The organism is Sphingopyxis sp. BE259, assembly GCF_031457495.1.
Taxonomy (GTDB): domain Bacteria; phylum Pseudomonadota; class Alphaproteobacteria; order Sphingomonadales; family Sphingomonadaceae; genus Sphingopyxis.
In genome coordinates this window covers 60515-77469 of sequence record NZ_JAVDWM010000001.1, presented here as the reverse complement: position 1 = coordinate 77469, position 16955 = coordinate 60515, and the positions used below count along the sequence as shown (strand labels likewise).

18 protein-coding genes are annotated in these 16955 nt (G+C 66.9%); 7 read left to right on the top strand and 11 right to left on the bottom strand.

Translation table 11 applies throughout. The features are described from left to right. Window positions 1-28 precede the first annotated feature (28 nt). Genes J2X44_RS00355 through J2X44_RS00340 form a run of 4 tightly spaced genes read right to left on the bottom strand, consistent with a single transcriptional unit; the run spans window position 29 to window position 3063 of the window. Complete coding sequence (locus tag J2X44_RS00355; RefSeq protein WP_310087262.1) at window positions 29-691, bottom strand: hypothetical protein; 663 nt, start codon at window positions 689-691, stop codon at window positions 29-31. Then, window positions 684-1109, bottom strand: coding sequence for a 6,7-dimethyl-8-ribityllumazine synthase (gene ribH / locus J2X44_RS00350; protein ID WP_310087260.1), 426 nt, complete (start codon window positions 1107-1109; stop codon window positions 684-686). The genes J2X44_RS00355 and ribH overlap by 8 nt, the downstream gene beginning before the upstream one ends. Then, a complete protein-coding gene (gene ribB, locus J2X44_RS00345) occupies window positions 1109-2386 on the bottom strand; it encodes a 3,4-dihydroxy-2-butanone-4-phosphate synthase (protein WP_310087258.1) in 1278 nt (425 codons plus the stop codon). The genes ribH and ribB overlap by 1 nt, the downstream gene beginning before the upstream one ends. Window positions 2387-2442: 56 nt before the next feature. Beyond that, window positions 2443-3063: an ankyrin repeat domain-containing protein gene (locus J2X44_RS00340; protein WP_310087256.1), complete on the bottom strand. Its 621-nt coding sequence runs from the start codon at window positions 3061-3063 to the stop codon at window positions 2443-2445. A gap of 86 nt (window positions 3064-3149) precedes the next feature. On the opposite strand from J2X44_RS00340, the gene J2X44_RS00335 reads away from it, so the two are divergent. The 3 genes from J2X44_RS00335 to J2X44_RS00325 are packed head-to-tail and all read left to right on the top strand — an operon-like array spanning window position 3150 to window position 4949. Beyond that, window positions 3150-3794 (top strand): SCO family protein, encoded by a 645-nt coding sequence (locus tag J2X44_RS00335; protein WP_310087254.1) that lies wholly within the window; start codon window positions 3150-3152, stop codon window positions 3792-3794. Then, window positions 3782-4237, top strand: coding sequence for a YcgN family cysteine cluster protein (locus J2X44_RS00330; protein ID WP_310087252.1), 456 nt, complete (start codon window positions 3782-3784; stop codon window positions 4235-4237). The genes J2X44_RS00335 and J2X44_RS00330 overlap by 13 nt, the downstream gene beginning before the upstream one ends. Beyond that, on the top strand, window positions 4218-4949 hold the full coding sequence (locus J2X44_RS00325) for a YgjP-like metallopeptidase domain-containing protein (RefSeq protein WP_310087250.1): 732 nt from the start codon (window positions 4218-4220) through the stop codon (window positions 4947-4949). The genes J2X44_RS00330 and J2X44_RS00325 overlap by 20 nt, the downstream gene beginning before the upstream one ends. Before the next feature lie 166 nt (window positions 4950-5115). Here the strand turns inward: J2X44_RS00325 and J2X44_RS00320 are convergent, their stop codons facing one another. The 5 genes from J2X44_RS00320 to J2X44_RS00300 all read right to left on the bottom strand — a co-directional run bounded on the left by J2X44_RS00320 (window position 5116) and on the right by J2X44_RS00300 (window position 10755). Continuing rightward, on the bottom strand, window positions 5116-7188 hold the full coding sequence (locus J2X44_RS00320; protein ID WP_310088296.1) for a PBP1A family penicillin-binding protein: 2073 nt from the start codon (window positions 7186-7188) through the stop codon (window positions 5116-5118). Window positions 7189-7363: 175 nt separating this feature from the next. Then, window positions 7364-7771 (bottom strand): peptide-methionine (R)-S-oxide reductase MsrB, encoded by a 408-nt coding sequence (msrB, locus tag J2X44_RS00315; RefSeq protein WP_310087248.1) that lies wholly within the window; start codon window positions 7769-7771, stop codon window positions 7364-7366. A 109-nt stretch (window positions 7772-7880) separates the two neighbouring features. Further along, entirely contained in the window at window positions 7881-8978 is a 1098-nt protein-coding gene (locus J2X44_RS00310; protein WP_310087246.1) for an FAD-dependent monooxygenase, read from the bottom strand. Beyond that, window positions 8975-9688, bottom strand: a complete 714-nt coding sequence (locus J2X44_RS00305) for a methyltransferase domain-containing protein (RefSeq protein ID WP_310087244.1) — start codon at window positions 9686-9688, stop codon at window positions 8975-8977. The genes J2X44_RS00310 and J2X44_RS00305 overlap by 4 nt, the downstream gene beginning before the upstream one ends. Beyond that, window positions 9685-10755: a 3-oxoacyl-[acyl-carrier-protein] synthase III C-terminal domain-containing protein gene (locus J2X44_RS00300; protein ID WP_310087242.1), complete on the bottom strand. Its 1071-nt coding sequence runs from the start codon at window positions 10753-10755 to the stop codon at window positions 9685-9687. Before J2X44_RS00300 ends, J2X44_RS00305 begins: the two co-directional genes overlap by 4 nt. A 95-nt stretch (window positions 10756-10850) precedes the next feature. On the opposite strand from J2X44_RS00300, the gene J2X44_RS00295 reads away from it, so the two are divergent. Further along, window positions 10851-11363 carry a DUF4402 domain-containing protein gene (locus tag J2X44_RS00295; RefSeq protein ID WP_310087240.1) on the top strand — a complete coding sequence of 171 codons (513 nt, stop codon included), beginning with the start codon at window positions 10851-10853 and terminating at the stop codon, window positions 11361-11363. A 156-nt stretch (window positions 11364-11519) separates the two neighbouring features. On the opposite strand, the gene J2X44_RS00290 is transcribed toward J2X44_RS00295, so the two are convergent. Then, window positions 11520-12194 carry a YggS family pyridoxal phosphate-dependent enzyme gene (locus tag J2X44_RS00290; RefSeq protein WP_310087238.1) on the bottom strand — a complete coding sequence of 225 codons (675 nt, stop codon included), beginning with the start codon at window positions 12192-12194 and terminating at the stop codon, window positions 11520-11522. A 56-nt stretch (window positions 12195-12250) separates the two neighbouring features. Between J2X44_RS00290 and J2X44_RS00285 the strand changes: the two genes are divergently transcribed. Then, window positions 12251-12868: a thiamine phosphate synthase gene (locus tag J2X44_RS00285; protein WP_310087236.1), complete on the top strand. Its 618-nt coding sequence runs from the start codon at window positions 12251-12253 to the stop codon at window positions 12866-12868. On the opposite strand, the gene J2X44_RS00280 is transcribed toward J2X44_RS00285, so the two are convergent. Further along, on the bottom strand, window positions 12841-13467 hold the full coding sequence (locus J2X44_RS00280) for a hypothetical protein (protein ID WP_310087235.1): 627 nt from the start codon (window positions 13465-13467) through the stop codon (window positions 12841-12843). The two genes, J2X44_RS00285 and J2X44_RS00280, sit on opposite strands and share 28 nt — an antisense overlap. Before the next feature lie 367 nt (window positions 13468-13834). On the opposite strand from J2X44_RS00280, the gene J2X44_RS00275 reads away from it, so the two are divergent. Next, the gene (locus J2X44_RS00275) at window positions 13835-14308 is read left to right on the top strand and encodes a DUF3576 domain-containing protein (protein WP_310087232.1); all 474 of its coding nucleotides are present in this window, start codon (window positions 13835-13837) and stop codon (window positions 14306-14308) included. A gap of 50 nt (window positions 14309-14358) precedes the next feature. Beyond that, window positions 14359-16941 carry a leucine--tRNA ligase gene (gene leuS, locus J2X44_RS00270; RefSeq protein WP_310249169.1) on the top strand — a complete coding sequence of 861 codons (2583 nt, stop codon included), beginning with the start codon at window positions 14359-14361 and terminating at the stop codon, window positions 16939-16941. Window positions 16942-16955 lie beyond the last annotated feature (14 nt).

Here is a 16955-nt window from a genome sequence, read left to right as displayed (position 1 = left end):
GTCGCCCTTGCTAGCGCGGGGGCGACGATCAGTTCCTCTCCGCAATCGCCTTATCGACAATCCCTGCGCCCAGCGGGCCGAGGATATTACTGCCGAACCGGAACAGCAGGAAGCCGCCCACGAACAGCAGCACCGGCTGAATGATCAGCGCGACGATCGCTGCGATGACTGCGACGGCGAACAGTGTGACGAACCCGCCGCTCAGCGTCTGCTGCCCCTTTGGCCCCAGCTCGATCATGCGCGGGCCTTTGCTGTCCCACCATTTGCCGGTGACGATCGTCTTGCGGGCGCCGCCTTGCGGTGCCGGACGGCTGGGGACGCGGGCTGGCGCGGGCGCGCTATTCGATTTCAGGGCTGGCCGGTCACCGGGCTCGGTTGTCCAGGGCCGCTTGCCCTGCTGCTGCTGCGGCGCGGCGGCGCTGCGCGGCTTGCTGGGGGCGGGGGTCACCGCCTGCGGCTGGTTCGGCGCGGGCCGCGCGCTGAGACCCGATTCGGCGCGCGCGGATGCCGACAGGTCGGGCGCATTGGCCCGCCGTTCGGGTCGGACTGATTCGATGCCCAGCTGGCGATCGTGAATTTCCATGCGCTCGGCGGCGCTAAGCGGCGTCTGGCCGGTTTCCTTGTCGATCACCACCAGCCGCCCGCCGCGCTCGACGACGGAAAAACGGCTCGGGGGCGGGCGATCAACCAATGCCGAATTGTTCCTTCAGGGACAGCATGGCGAGCGCGGCCTTTGCCGCTTCGCCGCCTTTATCCTTGCGCGTCTTGTCGGCGCGCGCAAGCGCCTGTTCGTCATTCTCGACGGTCAAGATGCCGTTGCCGATCGCCAAGCCATCGAGGGTCAGCGCCATGATGCCGCGCGCGCTTTCGTTCGACACCACCTCGAAATGATAGGTTTCGCCGCGGATCACGACGCCAAGCGCGACATAAGCGTCGTAGCGGCCGGTGTCGGCGGCGAGCGAGATCGCCGCGGGCACTTCGAGCGCGCCGGGGACGGTCACCGTCTCGTGGCTATGGCCGCCCGCGTCGAGCGCGCTACGCACGCCGTCGAGCAGCATGTCGTTGAGCTGGCTGTAGAAACGGGCTTCGACGATCAGAACATGCGCCATTATGCGGCCTCCCCGGGGATCGAACGTTCGCCGACGACCGACAGGCCATAGCCCTCCAGCCCGACGAGATTGTTGTGCGACGGCGTCAGCAATTCCATCGCATGGACGCCCAGGTCGGCAAGGATCTGGGCGCCGATGCCATAGGTGCGAAGGTCCATGCCGCCCGATGGCGGCGGGATTTCCTCGGCCGCCGCTGATCCGGGTAGCGGGCGCATCAGCATGACGATGACCCCCGACCCGGCCTCGCCGATCGCTTCCATCGAGCGTTGCAGCCGGCGCTTCTTTGGGCCGGGACGACCCATGATGTCGTCAAAGATCGACACCGGATGCATCCGGACCAGCGTCACGCCTGCGGGATCGATCGCGCCCTTTTGCAGCACCAGATTGACGCTGCCGTCGATCTTGTTGCGATAGGATTTGAGTCGCCAGTCGCCGCCATAATCCGATTCGAACGGGTCGTCGGCGACGCATTCGACCAGCCGGTCGTTGCGGTGGCGATAGGCGATCAGGTCGGCGATCGTCCCGATCTTCAGCCCGTGGCGCCGTGCGAAGGGGATCAGGTCGTCGAGCCGCGCCATCGACCCGTCGTCGTTCATGATCTCGCAGATCACCCCCGACGGATTTAGCCCGGCGAGCCGCGAAATATCGACCGACGCCTCGGTATGGCCGGCGCGGACGAGCACGCCGCCGTCGCGGGCGATCAGCGGAAAGACGTGGCCGGGGGTGACGATGTCGTCGCGGCCCTTGCCGCCGTCGATCGCGACCGACACGGTGCGCGCGCGATCGGCCGCCGAAATACCCGTGGTGACGCCCTCGCGCGCCTCGATCGACGTGGTGAACGCGGTTTCGTGGCGGGTGCCGTTTGCGCGGCTCATCAACTCGAGCCCGAGCTGATCGACGCGCGCCCTGGTCAGCGTCAGGCAGATCAGGCCGCGGCCGTGGGTCGCCATGAAATTGACTGCGTCGGGTGTCGCCATCTGCGCCGGAATGACCAGATCACCCTCATTTTCGCGATCCTCGTCATCGACCAGAATGAACATCCGGCCGTTGCGCGCCTCGGCGATAATCTCTTCCGGCGTCGCCATCGGCGACAGGTCGCTGCCGTGCGCGAGCCAATGTTCCAGCTTGCGCAAGGTTTCGGCGGTGGGGTTCCAGCCGGGCGAATCCAGATCGCGCAGGCTGTTGGCGTGCAGACCCGCGGCGCGGGCAAGGCCCGACCGCGACATGCTGCCGTCATCGACGATGGCGCGGATGCGCTCGATCAACTGTGTGGACATGGGCGGACTGTCTCACACTGTGATGTGACTGTCAATCAGTACATCACATTTAGAGATCAATTGGGGCCGAAGCTGGGCCCCAGATTGCGCGTCGGCCCATCGGGTTTGGCGTCGAGGATCGTCACGATTTGTCCGGTGCGGTCGTCGCGCTTGGCGTAGTCGCGGGCACTCATCCCGGTGGCATGGTCGGCCTTACCGGGATTGGCGCCGGCCCGCACCAGCAGGCGGACCATCGCCACATTTTTGGTCTGCACCGCCAGGATCAGCGCGGTTTCGCCACGGCGGTTGGTCTGGTCGATCGGTGCCTTCGCATCGAGCAATTCCTGCGCGCCGTCGGTAAAGTTGAGCAGCGCCGCGTGCATCAGCGGGGTCATGCCCTGGCGGTCCGCGATCGCCGGGTCGGCGTTCTTCGCCAGCAAAAAACGCAGCCAGGTACCGTCGCGGCGCTTCGCGACGATGGCCAGCGCGGTTTCACCGGTGTCGGGATTGCGGGTGTTGATCAGCGTCGCGTCATCTTTCAGCGCGTCGGTCGCCTTGGTCCCATCACGGTTTTCGACCGCCTGCAAAAAGGCGTAACCGCCGCGGAACTGCGCTTGGGCCGGGCCGTGGAGCAGGCTCGCCGCCGCGATGACGGCAAGGAGGAGAGTGGCGAGGCGGAACTCCGCGCGTCGGAACATGATCTGGGTGACCCTTGGCAAGCACCGCCGCGACGCCGCGACGACAATGGTTGATTTTCGCGGCCTAGCCGACCAAGGCTGGCCACATGATGAATATCGCAAATATGGGACAAACGCTGATCCGTGCAAGCCTGATCGTCGCTTTCGGCGCGATGCTGTCGGGATGCAATGGCGCGGCCGAGGCGCCGCCGTCGACCCCGCCGCTCGAAGGCGCGCGCATCGGCGGTCCCTTCACGCTCACCGATCAGACCGGCAAGACCGTGCGCGATACGGATTTCAAAGGCCAGTATCGCCTCGTCTATTTCGGCTACAGCTTCTGCCCCGACATCTGTCCGGTCGACTTGCAAAAGCTGATGCGCGGGCTGGCGCAGTTCGAAAAGGCTGACGCGGCACGCGGCGCGAAGATTGCGCCGCTGTTCATCACCGTCGATCCGGCGCGCGATACCCCCGCGGCGCTGAAACCCTTCGTGGCGCGCTATCATCCGCGCCTGCTGGGCCTGACCGGCACCCCCGAACAGATTGCCACGGTCGCCAAAGCCTATGTCGTCACCTATAACAAGGTCGATGGGTCCGCCCCCGACCGCTATCTGATGGCGCACAGCCAGCTCGCGTTTCTGATGGACCCGGCGGGCAAGCCGCTCGCGCTGCTGCCGCTGGACGATCCGTCGACCGACGCCGACGAGGGTGCCCCCGCAGCGGTTGCCGCCGATCTGGCGAAATGGGTCAAGTGACCGGCGCTGCGGCGCCCCGTCCCTTTTGGGAAGCGCCGCTCGCCAGCCTCGACGCCGGCCAGTGGGAAGCCCTGTGCGACGGCTGCGGCAAATGCTGTCTGCACAAGATCGAGGATGAAGATACGGGGCGCATCTATCCCACCAACGTCGCGTGCCGCCTGCTCGACCTCGCCACCGCGCGCTGCGGCGATTACAAGCATCGCCGTCGTCACGTTCCCGACTGCCTGACGCTGACCAAGGCGAAGGTCGCCGACATCGAATGGTTGCCGCAAAGCTGCGCTTACCGCCTGCGCGCCGAGGACCGGCCGCTGCCCGCGTGGCATTATCTGGTGTCGGGCGACCGCGATGCGGTCCATCGCGCGGGTCAGTCGATCGTCGGCTGGACCGTCAGCGAGGATGTCGCCGGGCCGCTGGAAAATCATCTTGTCGAACGCGTGGTTTGATTCGCGCGCCGAGGCGCCGCACATCCAGGTCGGTGACGAGGCGTGGCCGGTGCGCGTCGTCCACCACGCCCAGTCGCGACGCTACCGGCTGGTGTTCGACGCGGCGCGCGGCCAGTTGCGGCTGACCGTGCCGCGCCGCACCAACGTCCGCGCGGCGCTGAAATGGGCGAGCGAGCAGCAGGCCTGGCTCGCCGAACAGGTGGGCAAGGCGGCGCAGCCGGTCATCGTCGGCCCCGGCGCTTCAGTGCCGTTCCTCGGCATCGATCGCCATATCGACTGGATGCCTGCCGCGCCGCGCGCCATTGCTGTCGGCCCCGATGCGTTGTGCGTGGGCGGTCCCGCCGAAACCGTCGGACGTCGCGTCGAGCGCTGGCTGAAAGGGCAGGCACTGGCGCTGCTTGACCGTGAAAGCCGCGACATTGCCGCCCGCGCCGGACTGTCAGTCGGGCGTGTCGGGGTCGGCGATCCGCGCAGCCGCTGGGGTAGTTGCACCTATGACGGCGACCTGCGCTATAGCTGGCGACTGATCATGGCGCCCGACCATGTCCGCCGCGCCACCGTGGCACACGAGGTCGCACATCTGGTGCATATGGATCATGGCGCCGCTTTCCACGCGCTGGTCGACGAATTGCACGACGGCGATGTCGCCGCGGCGCGCGGCTGGTTGCGCCGCGAGGGACGCGGGCTGCACCGGTATCGGTTTGAGGCCTGAGTTCGGTTCTGATTAGACAGATTCAAAAGACCGTTGGTCCTGAGGAGGGTCTGAGCTTTGCGAAGGCCCGTCTCGAAGGACGTGGGTGGGAGCGTCCTTCGAGACGCCATTTCGACAAGCTCAATGGCTCCTCAGGACAAACGGTTCATAAAAGTAGGTTTTTGACCTAATTGAACTCGGCCGGCGGCGGGCGCTGCGCCGGTGCCTTTGCCACCGGCGGTTGTCCCTTGGGTGGCGCGCCGTTCTTGGGCGCTGCGCCGGGGTCGCCGGGGCCACGCCGTCCGGTCTGTTCCTCGATCCATTGTTGATCAAGCACCGGACCGTCCTCCGGCGCCGGGGCAGGTTCGGTGCTTTCGGGCGGGCGCAGGTCATAAGGCAGTTCGATCGGCATGCCATTCTCATCGACCAGCCCGCCCTCGCCGGGCTCGCCCATATAGGCCTCGCCTTCGTCCTCCAGCTGCCATTCGGGCAGGACGACTTCGGTGTCGAATGCCTCGACCGGCCGCCGCGCGACAGCGACCCGCATATAATCGGCAAAGGCCTGTGCCGGGGCGCGGCCGCCCTGCAGCCCGCCGACCGCCTTGGCATCGTCGCGGCCCATCCACACGCCCGTCGTCAGCCCGCTGGAAAAGCCCAGGAACCAGCCGTCCTTGTTGCTCGACGTCGTCCCGGTCTTGCCCGCGACGGGGCGGCCGATCTGCGCCGCGCGGCCGGTGCCGGTGTTGACCGCGGTCTGGAGCAGGTCGGTGATGCCCGCGGCGACCCAATTGTCGACCAGCACCTGGCCGCGGGTCGCGGGGCGTTGGTACAGCAGGCGGCCGTCGGCGGTCGTCACCTTGGTGATGCCGTAAGGTTCGACCGAAATGCCGCCGCGCGACACCGCGGCAAAGGCGGCCGCCATGTCGATCACCCGCACTTCGGCGCTGCCCAGCACCATCGACGGGTGAGTGTTGACCGGGGTGGTGATGCCGAACCGCCGCGCCATGTTGGCGACCGACGAAAATCCGACCTCGTCGCCCAGCTTGGCGGCGACGGTGTTGACCGAATAGGCAAAGGCGCTGCGCAGATCCATCGTCCCGGCAAAGCGCCCCGACGAGTTGCGCGGGCTCCAGCCGTTGATCGTCACCGGCTCATCGACCACGGGATCGTCGACCTTATATCCGGCTTCGAGCGCCGCCATATAGACGAACAATTTCCACGCAGACCCCGGCTGGCGCAATGCCTGCGTTGCGCGGTTATAGTTGGAGGTGACATAATCGGTGCCGCCGACCATCGCGCGCACCGCGCCGTCGCGGTCGAGCGAGACCAGTGCGCCCTGCACCCCGCGCGGAGTGTTCGCCTGGATTGCCGCGGTCGCGGCGCGCTGCATATTGAGGTCGATCGTCGTGTACACGTCGAGCGCCTCGCTGCCTTCGTCGATCAGCATGTCGAGCTGGGGCAATGCCCAGTCGCTGAAATATCGGGCGCTGTTCTGGCCGGTTTCCTGTGCCAGCTGGACATCGGCAGGCTTGGCGCTGTCGGCCTGACTCTGGGTGATCACCCCGGCATCGACCATGACGCTCAGCACGACCCCGGCGCGGCCCAGCGCCGCGCCCGCGTCGGCGGTCGGCGAATAGCGCGACGGCGCCTTGACCAGTCCCGCGACCACGGCAGCTTCGGATAGCGACATTTCGGTGGCGCTATGCCCGAAAAAACGGCGTGAGGCGGCATCGATGCCATAACTGCCGCCGCCGAAATAGACCTTGTTCAAATAGAGTTCGAGGATCTCGTCCTTCGAAAATTTCCATTCGAGCGCCATCGCCAGGATCATTTCGCGCGCCTTGCGCTTGAAATCATAGCTGTTCGACAGGAACACGTTGCGCGCCAGTTGCTGGGTGATTGTCGAGGCCCCCTGCAGCCGCCGCCCGCTGCCGCGATTCTGCACCGCGACCACCGCGGCGCGCGCCATGCCGACCGGATCGAGCCCCGGATGATAGCGAAAGCGCCGGTCCTCGACCGCGACCATCGCGTCCTGCATCACCTGCGGCGTTTCGCGCAGCGTCAGCCAGCGCCCGTAATTGGGACCGAGCGACAGGAACACGGTGCCATCGGCGGCGCGGACGCGGATCGTCTGACCCGCCGGAGATTTCTTGAGTTCCTCGAAACTCGGCATCCGCTGCACGGCGATGCCGACCGCGACCGCCAGCGCGACGAGCGCGACGACGGCCAAGCCCAGCCCCCAGCGGAAAAGCCGCCGCACCCAGATGCGAAAGCGCGACGGCTCGCTTGTTGGCGTCTTGCCGCCGCGCTGACCCGACGATGATGAATTACCTGACGATGACGACTTTCGTTCGCGGCGCAAAGCGGTGTATTCCTTCCCTCGCCGCGCCCTGTCAGCGCCAGCCCTTCATTGCAGCCCCCCGGCGATGGCTGGTTCAGCCTTCGTCGGTCTGCGCCTCATCCGGCGCGCGCCCCGCGAAGTCAAGCGCCGCGCTGTTGATGCAATAGCGCAGCCCCGTCGGTCCGGGGCCGTCGGGAAAGACATGGCCGAGATGGCCTTCACAATTGGCGCAGCGCACTTCGGTGCGGACCATTCCGTGGCTGGTGTCGGTCAACTCCGTCACTGCGCCGCCCTGGGCAGGTGCGGAATAGCTGGGCCAGCCCGAGCCGCTGTCATATTTGGTGCGGCTGTCGAACAAGGGCTCGCCGCATCCGGCGCAGCGGTACATGCCGTCACCCTTGTGATCGGTATATTTGCCGGTGAAGGCGCGCTCGGTGCCGCCTTCGCGCAGCACATGGTGCGCCATCGGGTCGAGCGGCTTGTCGGGGTTCGGATCGGTCATGGCGGATTTCTCCTCGGGCGTGCGGCAGTGGATGCGGGCCAATGGTCGGCGGCATTACGGTTGCCCCTAATATCGGGTCGAAACCGCGGTCCCGCAAGGGGCGGGCCGTTCAGTCGTCCCGGATCCGCGTTGCTTGCGACGCCCAGCGGACCAGCGATGGAAAGGCCGCCGCCAGCGAGGTCAAACCGCCCGCGGTGCGCGGATTTTCGCCGGTACGCCAAACAGCGCTCGCGATGCCAAACGGCCGCGTCATGCGCGCCGCAAGCGCGCGCTGGAACGCGGGCGCAGCATCGCCGCCGCCGCGGCGCCATGCCGCCACCGCCGCGTTGCCGCTGGCGAGCGCCAACCCCATGCCTTCGCCTGCCAGACTGGGGATCACCCCCGCCTGATCGCCGAGGCGGAACAGTCCCGGCATGGCATCGGCGGTGCGCCAGCCATAGGGGACATGCCCGATCGCATCGATCGATTGCGACCAGTCGGCATATGCCAGCCGCTCGCCCAGCACCGGATGGGCGGCGCCGAGCGCGCGGAGCAGCGCCTCCGGATCGCCGCCTGCTTCGTCGAGCCGCGACTTGTGGGTCGCCAGGCACAGGTTCGCGCTGCCGTCCTCCTGCCGCACCAACCCGGCATAGCCGCGGTCGAACAGGTGGAGCTCGACCGCGTCGCCGATAAGGCGGTCGAGCGCGATGTGGTGTGGCAGCCGCAAGCGCAGACCCATCACCGGATCGCGCTGCTGCCACGGCGCCGGGGCGCGCGGTTGGCCGCGAAAACCGTGCTTGCCCGCAGCCAGAAATAACGCGGGCGCGGCCAGCGTCGCGCCGTCGCGGGTCTGGACGGTCGCTCCATCGATCATCGTCGCATACACGCCGCGCTGCATATCCGCCCCGGCGGCAACCGCCGCTGCCTGCAAGAGCGTATCGAGACGGCGGCGCGATACGCCCATGGCTGTTTGCGGCAAGTTGGTTTCGCTGGACCGCCGCCCGGCAAACAGCCGCACCTGCGTAAGCTGCTGCCCGCCCAGCGCGGCGCGATCGATCCCGAGCGCGTCGAGCCGCGCCAGCGAGTGCCAACTCAAGAACCCGCCGCACAGCGCATCGCCGGTTTCACGCATCCGTTCGAGCAACAATGTTTTGGCCCCGGCGCGCGCCAGCCCGATCGCGGCTGCGGCACCCGCCGGTCCGGCGCCGATAATGATTGCATCGGTCATCTCAGGCGCTCGACGCACAACCGATAGGGAAAGCTGCGAAAGATGCGCGCGTGGGTGGCGGTTTCGGGCAAAGCCTCCGCCAGCATCGCTTGCCATTCGGCGCGGCGGAAGCTGCGCCCGACCGACAGCTGACCGTCGCGGCGGACGATCGGATCGACCCGCGCGAGCGCCGCGAGCAGCGGATAACCGGCAAAGGGCAGGCGCTGACGGTGGAGATCGTTGACGAGCCAGCCGCGCGCGCTTTCGGCGTCCATGAAGCGCAGGAATTCCGTGCGCTGGGCCGCACTCATATGATGGGTGACCAGGCTGGACAGGATGATGTCCCACCCCTGCCCCGCCAGATCGCGATAATCGCCGGTGACCAGCCGCGCCCGCCCGCCGAGCCGCGCGTCGGCAACCGGCGCGCTGTTCGGGTTGAGATCGACGCCGACCAGATCGAGCGCGACGCCGCGATGCGCTCCCCAACGGTCGATCCGCGCCAGCATGTCGCCGCTGCCGAAGCCGACATCGAGGATGCGCCACGGCCTTGTCCCCACCCCGCGTGCGGCGACGCGGTCCAGAAACCCCAGCGTGGGCCGCGCCGCCAGCGTCAGCGCGTTGATCCGCGACAGGTCGGCGAGCACTTTGGCGTAGCGTGCGGGCGCCAGCTCTACCGCGTCCATTTCCTCCTCGGCGTCGATCGGCGCGCGAAGGCTGGTGAAGGGGGTCATGCCGTGAAGCGGATCGCTTCGGCGGCGAGTCCGGGACCGAAGGCGATCGCCAGCCCGTCGCCCTTTGCACCGCGGGCCATCATGTCGGCCAGCACGAACAATATCGTTGCCGACGACATGTTGCCAAAGCGCGCGAGCACGGCGCGGCTGTCGGCCAGCGCTTCGGAGGGAACGCCGAGCGCATGTTCGACCGCATCGAGCACCGACCGGCCCCCGGCATGGACAGCGAGCAGCGGCGGCGGATTGCCCGCGCCGAACAGCTGGCTTCGTACCTCCAGGGCAGACAAGGCATCGCGCAGCCGACCCGGCACTTCGCCCGACAATTGCATCGCAAAGCCGGTGTCGCCGATGTCCCAGCGGATCAGGTCGGCGCTGTCCTCCAGCGCCAGACTGGCGCCGTCGCCCAATTCGAACCCGGCGGCATCGGCGGACACGATCGCCGCTGCGGCGCCGTCACTGAACTGGAGCATCGCGAGCAAAGGTTCGGGCTGATCGGCGAGCTGCAGGTGCAAGGTGGACAATTCGACGCTGACCACCAGCACCACCGCATCGGCCTCGGACCGTACGATATGCCGCGCGGTGCGCAGCGCGGTGACCCCGGCGTAGCAGCCCATGAACCCGATCAGCACCCGCTCGACGGTCGCCGCCAGCCCCAGCCGCCGCGCCAATATCTGGTCGATCCCCGGCGCGACAAAGCCCGTGCAGCTGGCGACGACGATATGGGTGATGCGCGCCGCATCGAACGCATCGCCCAGCGCCGCAATCGCTTGCATCGCGAGCTCAGGCGCATGGTCGGCATAAGCGCGCATCCGCACCGACGTCGGCGGCAGCCCGGGAACGTCGTAAAAGCCGCCCGCCGCAACCGGCGATCCGCCGCCCGCTGTGGGGGGCAGCACCGACCAGCGATGGTCGATCCCCGACCGCGCGGTCATCCGCGAAAACACCGCGCGCACGCGTTCGTCGGCCAGCCGCGGGGTCGCCCAGTCGATAAAGGCCTGATGGATGTCGTGGCCCGGCACGGCGGTGGCGAGCGCGTTCAGCCGGGGGGACGGCGGGGGTGTCTGCATCGCGCATCTGTGGCCGAAAAGCGGAAAACTAGCCAGCGATTAGCGGCGCGGGCGTTTTACGCGGGGTTAACCATAGCGCGGCTATGCGTTCAGGGGTGAAACTGCGCCTTTTCCTTGCCTGTGTGCTGATGTTCGCCACCGCGCCCGCGGCATCGGCGCAGTGCCTGCTCTGCGCGCCGGAAAAGGCGTCCAGCTTGGCGGCGCGCGAGGCCGAGGTGCCGCTGCGCGTCGAGGTCGAAACGCGGCTCGACATGGGGCGAATCGCGGTCGGCGCGATGGGCGGCGAGGTCGCGGTCGACCCGGTATCGGGCACGCGCCGCCTCAGCGGCGACGTCGTTGATCTCGGCGGCTTTGCATTGACGGGTGTGGTCACCGTGCGCGGCGCCCCGGGCGCCGAAGTGCGTGTCATCCTGCCGACCAGCGTCGATCTGGAGGGCAGTCACGGCCGCACCGCGCGCGTCACCGGCCTCGCCACCGACCTCAACGCCGCCCCGCGCCTCGGCCCCGATGGCCGCCTTGTCTTTCGCTTCGGCGGTCGTCTGCAGATCGCAGGCGCCGACGACGGCGACTATCGCGGGCGAATTCCGGTGACGGTGGAGTATCAGTAGATCGGGCGTTTGAGGTGTGCTTCGGGGTAGGAAGTGGACGTTTCACCCCAATGTCGCACCCGCGAAGGCGGGGGCCGCAAGCATCCTTTCCGTACGCTGCTGCGCAAACCGACAGCGGCCCCCGCCTTCGCGGGGGCGACGGCTAGTTCTCGATCGCTAGCCGTCTACCTGCCCACGTATCCCGAACAACGCCGTCCCGACGCGCACATGCGTCGCGCCCAGTATCACCCCGGTTTCATAATCGCCGCTCATCCCCATCGAGCGTCCGGGCAAGTCGTTCCGCTCGGCCAGTTCGTCGAGCAGCGCAAAGAAAGGCGCGGGTTCGATGTCGGCGGGGGGGATGGCCATCAGGCCGTCGATCGTCAGCCCTGCGGCCGCGGCTTCGGCCAGCAATGCGGGCAGGTCGGCGACCTTGCAGCCGCCCTTTTGCGCCTCGTCGCCGATATTGACCTGAACGAACAGCTGCGGCTGCTTGCCCGCCTGTTCACAAGCCTTGGCGAGTGCCTGCACCAGCGAGCTGCGATCGACCGAATGGATGGCGTCGAACAGCGCGACCGCTTCGTCGGCCTTGTTCGATTGCAGCTGGCCGATCAGGTGGAGTTTGACGTCGGGGGTTTTGGCGCGCAGTTCGGGCCATTTCGCCGCTGCCTCCTGAACGCGGTTCTCTCCGAAGTGGCGCTGGCCCGCCGCAATCAGCGGGCGGATCGCGGCGGCGTCGTGCGTTTTCGACACCGCGATCAGGCAGATGTCGTCGGCGCGCCGCCGCGCGCGCGTTGCCGCGTCGGCGATCTTTGCCTTTACTTCAGCCAGCCTGTCTGCCGCGTCGCTCATCATTCGTCCCATCCCGGCGCGTTGCGTGCGCCCGCGACGCGCCTATAGGAAGGGCGATGGTCCGACGCCACCCCCTGCCGCCGCAATGGCTATTTAGCGACGAACGGCTGACGGTCAGTGTCGCGCGGCTGGCGGCGCTGCTGCCACCTGGCAGCGGGATCGTCCTGCGCCATGACAGCCTGGCCCCCGGCGCGCGCTGGCGCCTGTTGCGGCGGCTGATGCATATGGCGCGGACACGGAGCCTGACGATATTTCTCGCCGGCCCGCCCGAACTCGCGCGGCGCTGGGGCGCTCATGGCGTCCATCTGCGGCAGCACGACACGCACCGCGCCGCGCAGGCGCTGCGGCTGGACTTGCTGTTGACGATGCCGGTCCATGATGGGCGCGAGGCGCGCCGCGCCCGCCGCGTAGGAGCCACCGGCGCTTTCATCTCGCCACTGCATTCGACGCGCTCGCATCGTAGCGTCGCGGCGCTCGGCTTGGCCGCTTGGCTGCGGCTGGCGCGTCTCGCGGGGGGGCAGCCGGTCGCGCTTGGCGGAATGACTCCCGCGCGGGCGCGCGAACTGAACCGCCGGATGAGTCGGATCATACCCGGCTGGGCGGCGATCGATGCTTGGGAAAATGCGGCGGTGAAGCGCCGGACGCGTCAGAAGCGGAACGCGGTTCCGACATAGACCGCCTGGCTGTCGCGGCGGGTATCGGTCAACGGTTCGACGCGATCGTCGCTGCGATAGCGGACCCCGGCGGTGACATCGATATTCTTGGTCAGGCGATAGCTGCTGACGACATCGACCGCAGAGGCTTCGCCGGGTGTGGTGATGCGGTCGGTCGCGCCGCTGGGATCGCTCGGCCGGTTGAGCATGCGCGTCGCAAAACGGGACTTTTTCTCGGCCTGTTCGGGCGCTTTGGCGACCGGCAAGTTGCGCAGGTCGGTGCCGCGCGGCAGCGTAGGCGTGACGAATTTTTCGAACCCGACCGATGCGCCCAGATTGTAGGCCACGGGCGTGATCGCGATCGGTGCCGTGCGTCCCGCGGCAATGGCGGAGGTGCGTGCGGCGCTCGATGCATCGTCGCGGGCGCGAATCACGACGGTGATTGCGCGGTTCTTGCGGCTGTCATCGGTCAGCGCGGGAGTGAAGCTGAAGCTGCGGCGCTGTTCGGCCGACATTTTGGCATAGCGCGCGATCAGTCGCGGATCGCCCGATGCCGGGGTAAATTGACCCAGCAGCGTTTCGGACAAAGCTGTATCGCGGATGCGCTCAGAGCGTGACATCGCAGCGAGAGCAGGCGGCAAGGCAAGCGAAACCACCGCCAAAGCGGTGAGACTGCCCTTCCAAAAATGTCGCGATTTCCGCGCCATGACCCTGCGACTCCAACCCCAAGTGATTCAGGAGATAGGCCTCCTGGCATGATTTTGCCAGTGAATCCCGGCAAATTATTATGGCAAAACCGTTTTTGGGTAAAATTGTTGCGCGATCACCACAGTCGGTCCTCAATCTGACCAGAATCTGAACCGCCACCCCACCGAAATTGCCGCGCTTGCCCGGCGGCGGCAACGACGATAGAGACGCTGGCAATTCCGTTCTGCGCGGCGCGGATCTTATGATCCGGCGGCGCCTATAATATAAGGTGTTATCGGCATGTCCCAGCTTTCCGTCTTTGCCCAGCGCACTGCCGCACGTGGTCGCCGTCCGGCCCAGTTCGTGCTGCTCGGGCTCGCGGCGCTCGGGCTTTCGGCCTGCGCCAGCAAGGACCGGCCGCGCGCCGACCTCGCCGCCAGCCAGGTCACGACCATCGGCGTGAACAGCTATTTGTGGCGCGCCTCGCTCGACGCCTTGTCGTTCATGCCGCTGCTCCAGGCCGATTCGTCGGGCGGCGTCATCATTACCGACTGGTATGCGAACCCCGGCAATCCGGGCGAGCGGATGAAGGTCACCGTGTCGATCCTCGACCGCGATCTTCGGGCCGATGCGCTGCGCGTCGCGGCATCGCGCCAGGTCGCCCAGGGCGGCGCCTGGGTCGATGCCCCGGTGCAGGCGGCGACCGTGCAAAAGCTCGAGGAAATCATCCTCACCCGCGCCCGCGACCTGCGCCGTAGCGCCATCGAGGGCTAATCCGGCGGCGCGCCCGCGCCGACACGACAGACGAACGGGGTAACCGACGAATGACCCGCGAACCGCGCTTTGGCGCCCTCGCCGCTGACGCCCGCTGGCAAAAGGCGTGGGAGGCGGCGAACAGCTTTGCCACGACCGACAGCGCAGATCGGCCGAAAGCCTACATCCTCGAGATGTTCCCCTATCCGTCGGGGCGCATCCATATGGGGCATGTCCGCAACTATGCGATGGGCGACGTGCTGGCGCGCTTCAAGCGGATGACCGGCCACGACGTGCTCCACCCGATGGGCTGGGACGCCTTCGGTATGCCCGCCGAAAATGCCGCGATGGAAAAGGGCGTCCATCCGGGCGGCTGGACCCGCGACAATATCGCGGCGATGCGCGGGCAACTCAAACGCCTCGGCCTGGCGATCGACTGGAGCCGCGAACTCGCGACGTGCGAGCCCGATTATTACGGCCAGGAACAGGCGCTGTTCCTCGATCTGTTCGCCGCGGGTCTGGTCACGCGCAAGCACAGCTATGTCAATTGGGACCCGGTCGACATGACCGTGCTCGCCAATGAGCAGGTGATCGACGGTCGCGGCTGGCGATCGGGCGCGCTGGTCGAAAAGAAAAAGCTGTCGCAGTGGTTCCTGAAGATCACCGACTTTGCCGAGGAATTGCTTGAGGGGCTGGACAGCCTCGAAAGCTGGCCCGACAAGGTTCGGCTGATGCAGGAAAACTGGATCGGCAAGTCGCAGGGGCTGGAGTTCTCGTTCAAACTCGCGGGCGGTGCACCGGGATTCGACGTCTTCACGACGCGCCCCGACACGCTCTATGGCGCGAGCTTCGCCGCGATTTCGCCCGACCATCCGCTGGCGGAGAAACTGGCGAAGGATTCGCCCGAACTGGCGGCGTTCATCGCGGAATGCCGCCGTCAGGGCACCGCCGCTGAACAGATCGACACCGCCGAGAAGATGGGTTTCGACACCGGCCTGGCGGTCGAACATCCGCTCGATCCGAACTGGCATATGCCGGTCTGGGTGGTGAACTATGTGCTGATGGATTATGGTACCGGCGCGATTTTCGGTTGCCCGGCGCACGACCAGCGCGACCTTGATTTCGCACATAAATATGGCCTGCAGGTTCACCGCGTGATTGCCGAGCCTGCCCTCGCGAAAGCGGGGAGCGACGAAACCGCCCAGCATTTCACCGGCACCGAGGCCTATACCGGCCCCGGCAAGCTGGTGAACAGTCATTTCCTCGATGGCATGAGCATCGACGAGGCGAAGGCCGCGGTGATCGCGCGTGCCGAGCATGAGGGCTGGGGCAAGGGCACGACTGTCTGGCGCCTGCGCGACTGGGGCGTGTCGCGCCAGCGTTACTGGGGCACGCCCATCCCCTTCATCCATTGCGACGCCTGCGGCCTGGTGCCGGTGCCAAAGAGCCAGCTGCCGATCGTGCTGCCCGAGGACGCTGATTTTTCGGTCCCCGGCAATCCGCTCGACCGCCATCCGACATGGAAGCACGCCCAATGCCCGACTTGCGGCGGTGCGGCGGTGCGCGAAACCGACACGCTCGACACCTTCGTCGATTCGTCCTGGTATTTCCTGCGCTTCGCCAGCGCGCCGTCGGACAAGCCTTTCGATCCCGACGTCATCCGCCGCTGGCTGCCCGTCGACCAATATATCGGCGGCATCGAACATGCGATTCTCCACCTGCTCTACGCGCGCTTCTGGACGCGCGCGCTGAACAAGCTGGGGATGATCGATATCAAGGAACCCTTCGCCAGCCTGTTCACGCAGGGCATGGTGACGCACGAAACCTATTCGATGCTCATGCAAGAGGATGTCGGCGACAGAGAGGTGTTTTTTAGCCCTGCCGAAATCGAGTGGCACGATGGAAAGCCTTATGTTGAAGGCAATTATCCGCAAGCCCCACTCAATGTCGGCCGCGTGATCAAGATGTCGAAGTCGAAGAAGAATGTCGTCGATCCCGACGCCATCCTCGACCAGTACGGCGCCGACGCGGCGCGGTGGTTCATGCTGTCCGACAGCCCACCCGAGCGTGACCTGCCGTGGAGCGAGGCCGGCATCGAGGGCGCCTGGCGTTTCGTCCAGCGTCTATGGCGGCTGTTCGGCGACACCGAAAACATCGGCGACGGCGGTGAAGACAAGGGTCTCGCCCGCAAGCTGCACCAAGCGATCGCTGGCGTCGCAGCGGACATCGAATCGCTTGGCTTCAACAAGGCGGTGGCGAAGATCCACGCGCTTGCCAACGACATCGAAAAGGCGAAACCGTCGGCGACCCGCGCCGAAGCCTGTCTGACGCTGATCCGCCTCGTCGCGCCGATGCTGCCGCATCTCGCCGAGGAAGCGTGGGCGGCGCTGCCCCCGGCGCAGCGGACGACCGCGATGATCGCCGATGCCGCATGGCCCGCCGCCGATCCGGCGCTGCTCGTCGATGACGAGGTGACCATCGCGATCCAGATGGCGGGCAAGCTGCGCGACACGATGACGCTCGCCAAAGGGCTCGACAAGGACGCGATCGAAGCCGCAGCGCTGTCGCGCCCACGCATCGCCGAACTGCTGGGCGGCGCAGTGCCGAAGAAGGTGATTGTGGTCCCCGACCGTTTGGTGAATATCGTACCTTAGAAGATGGTTTCAAA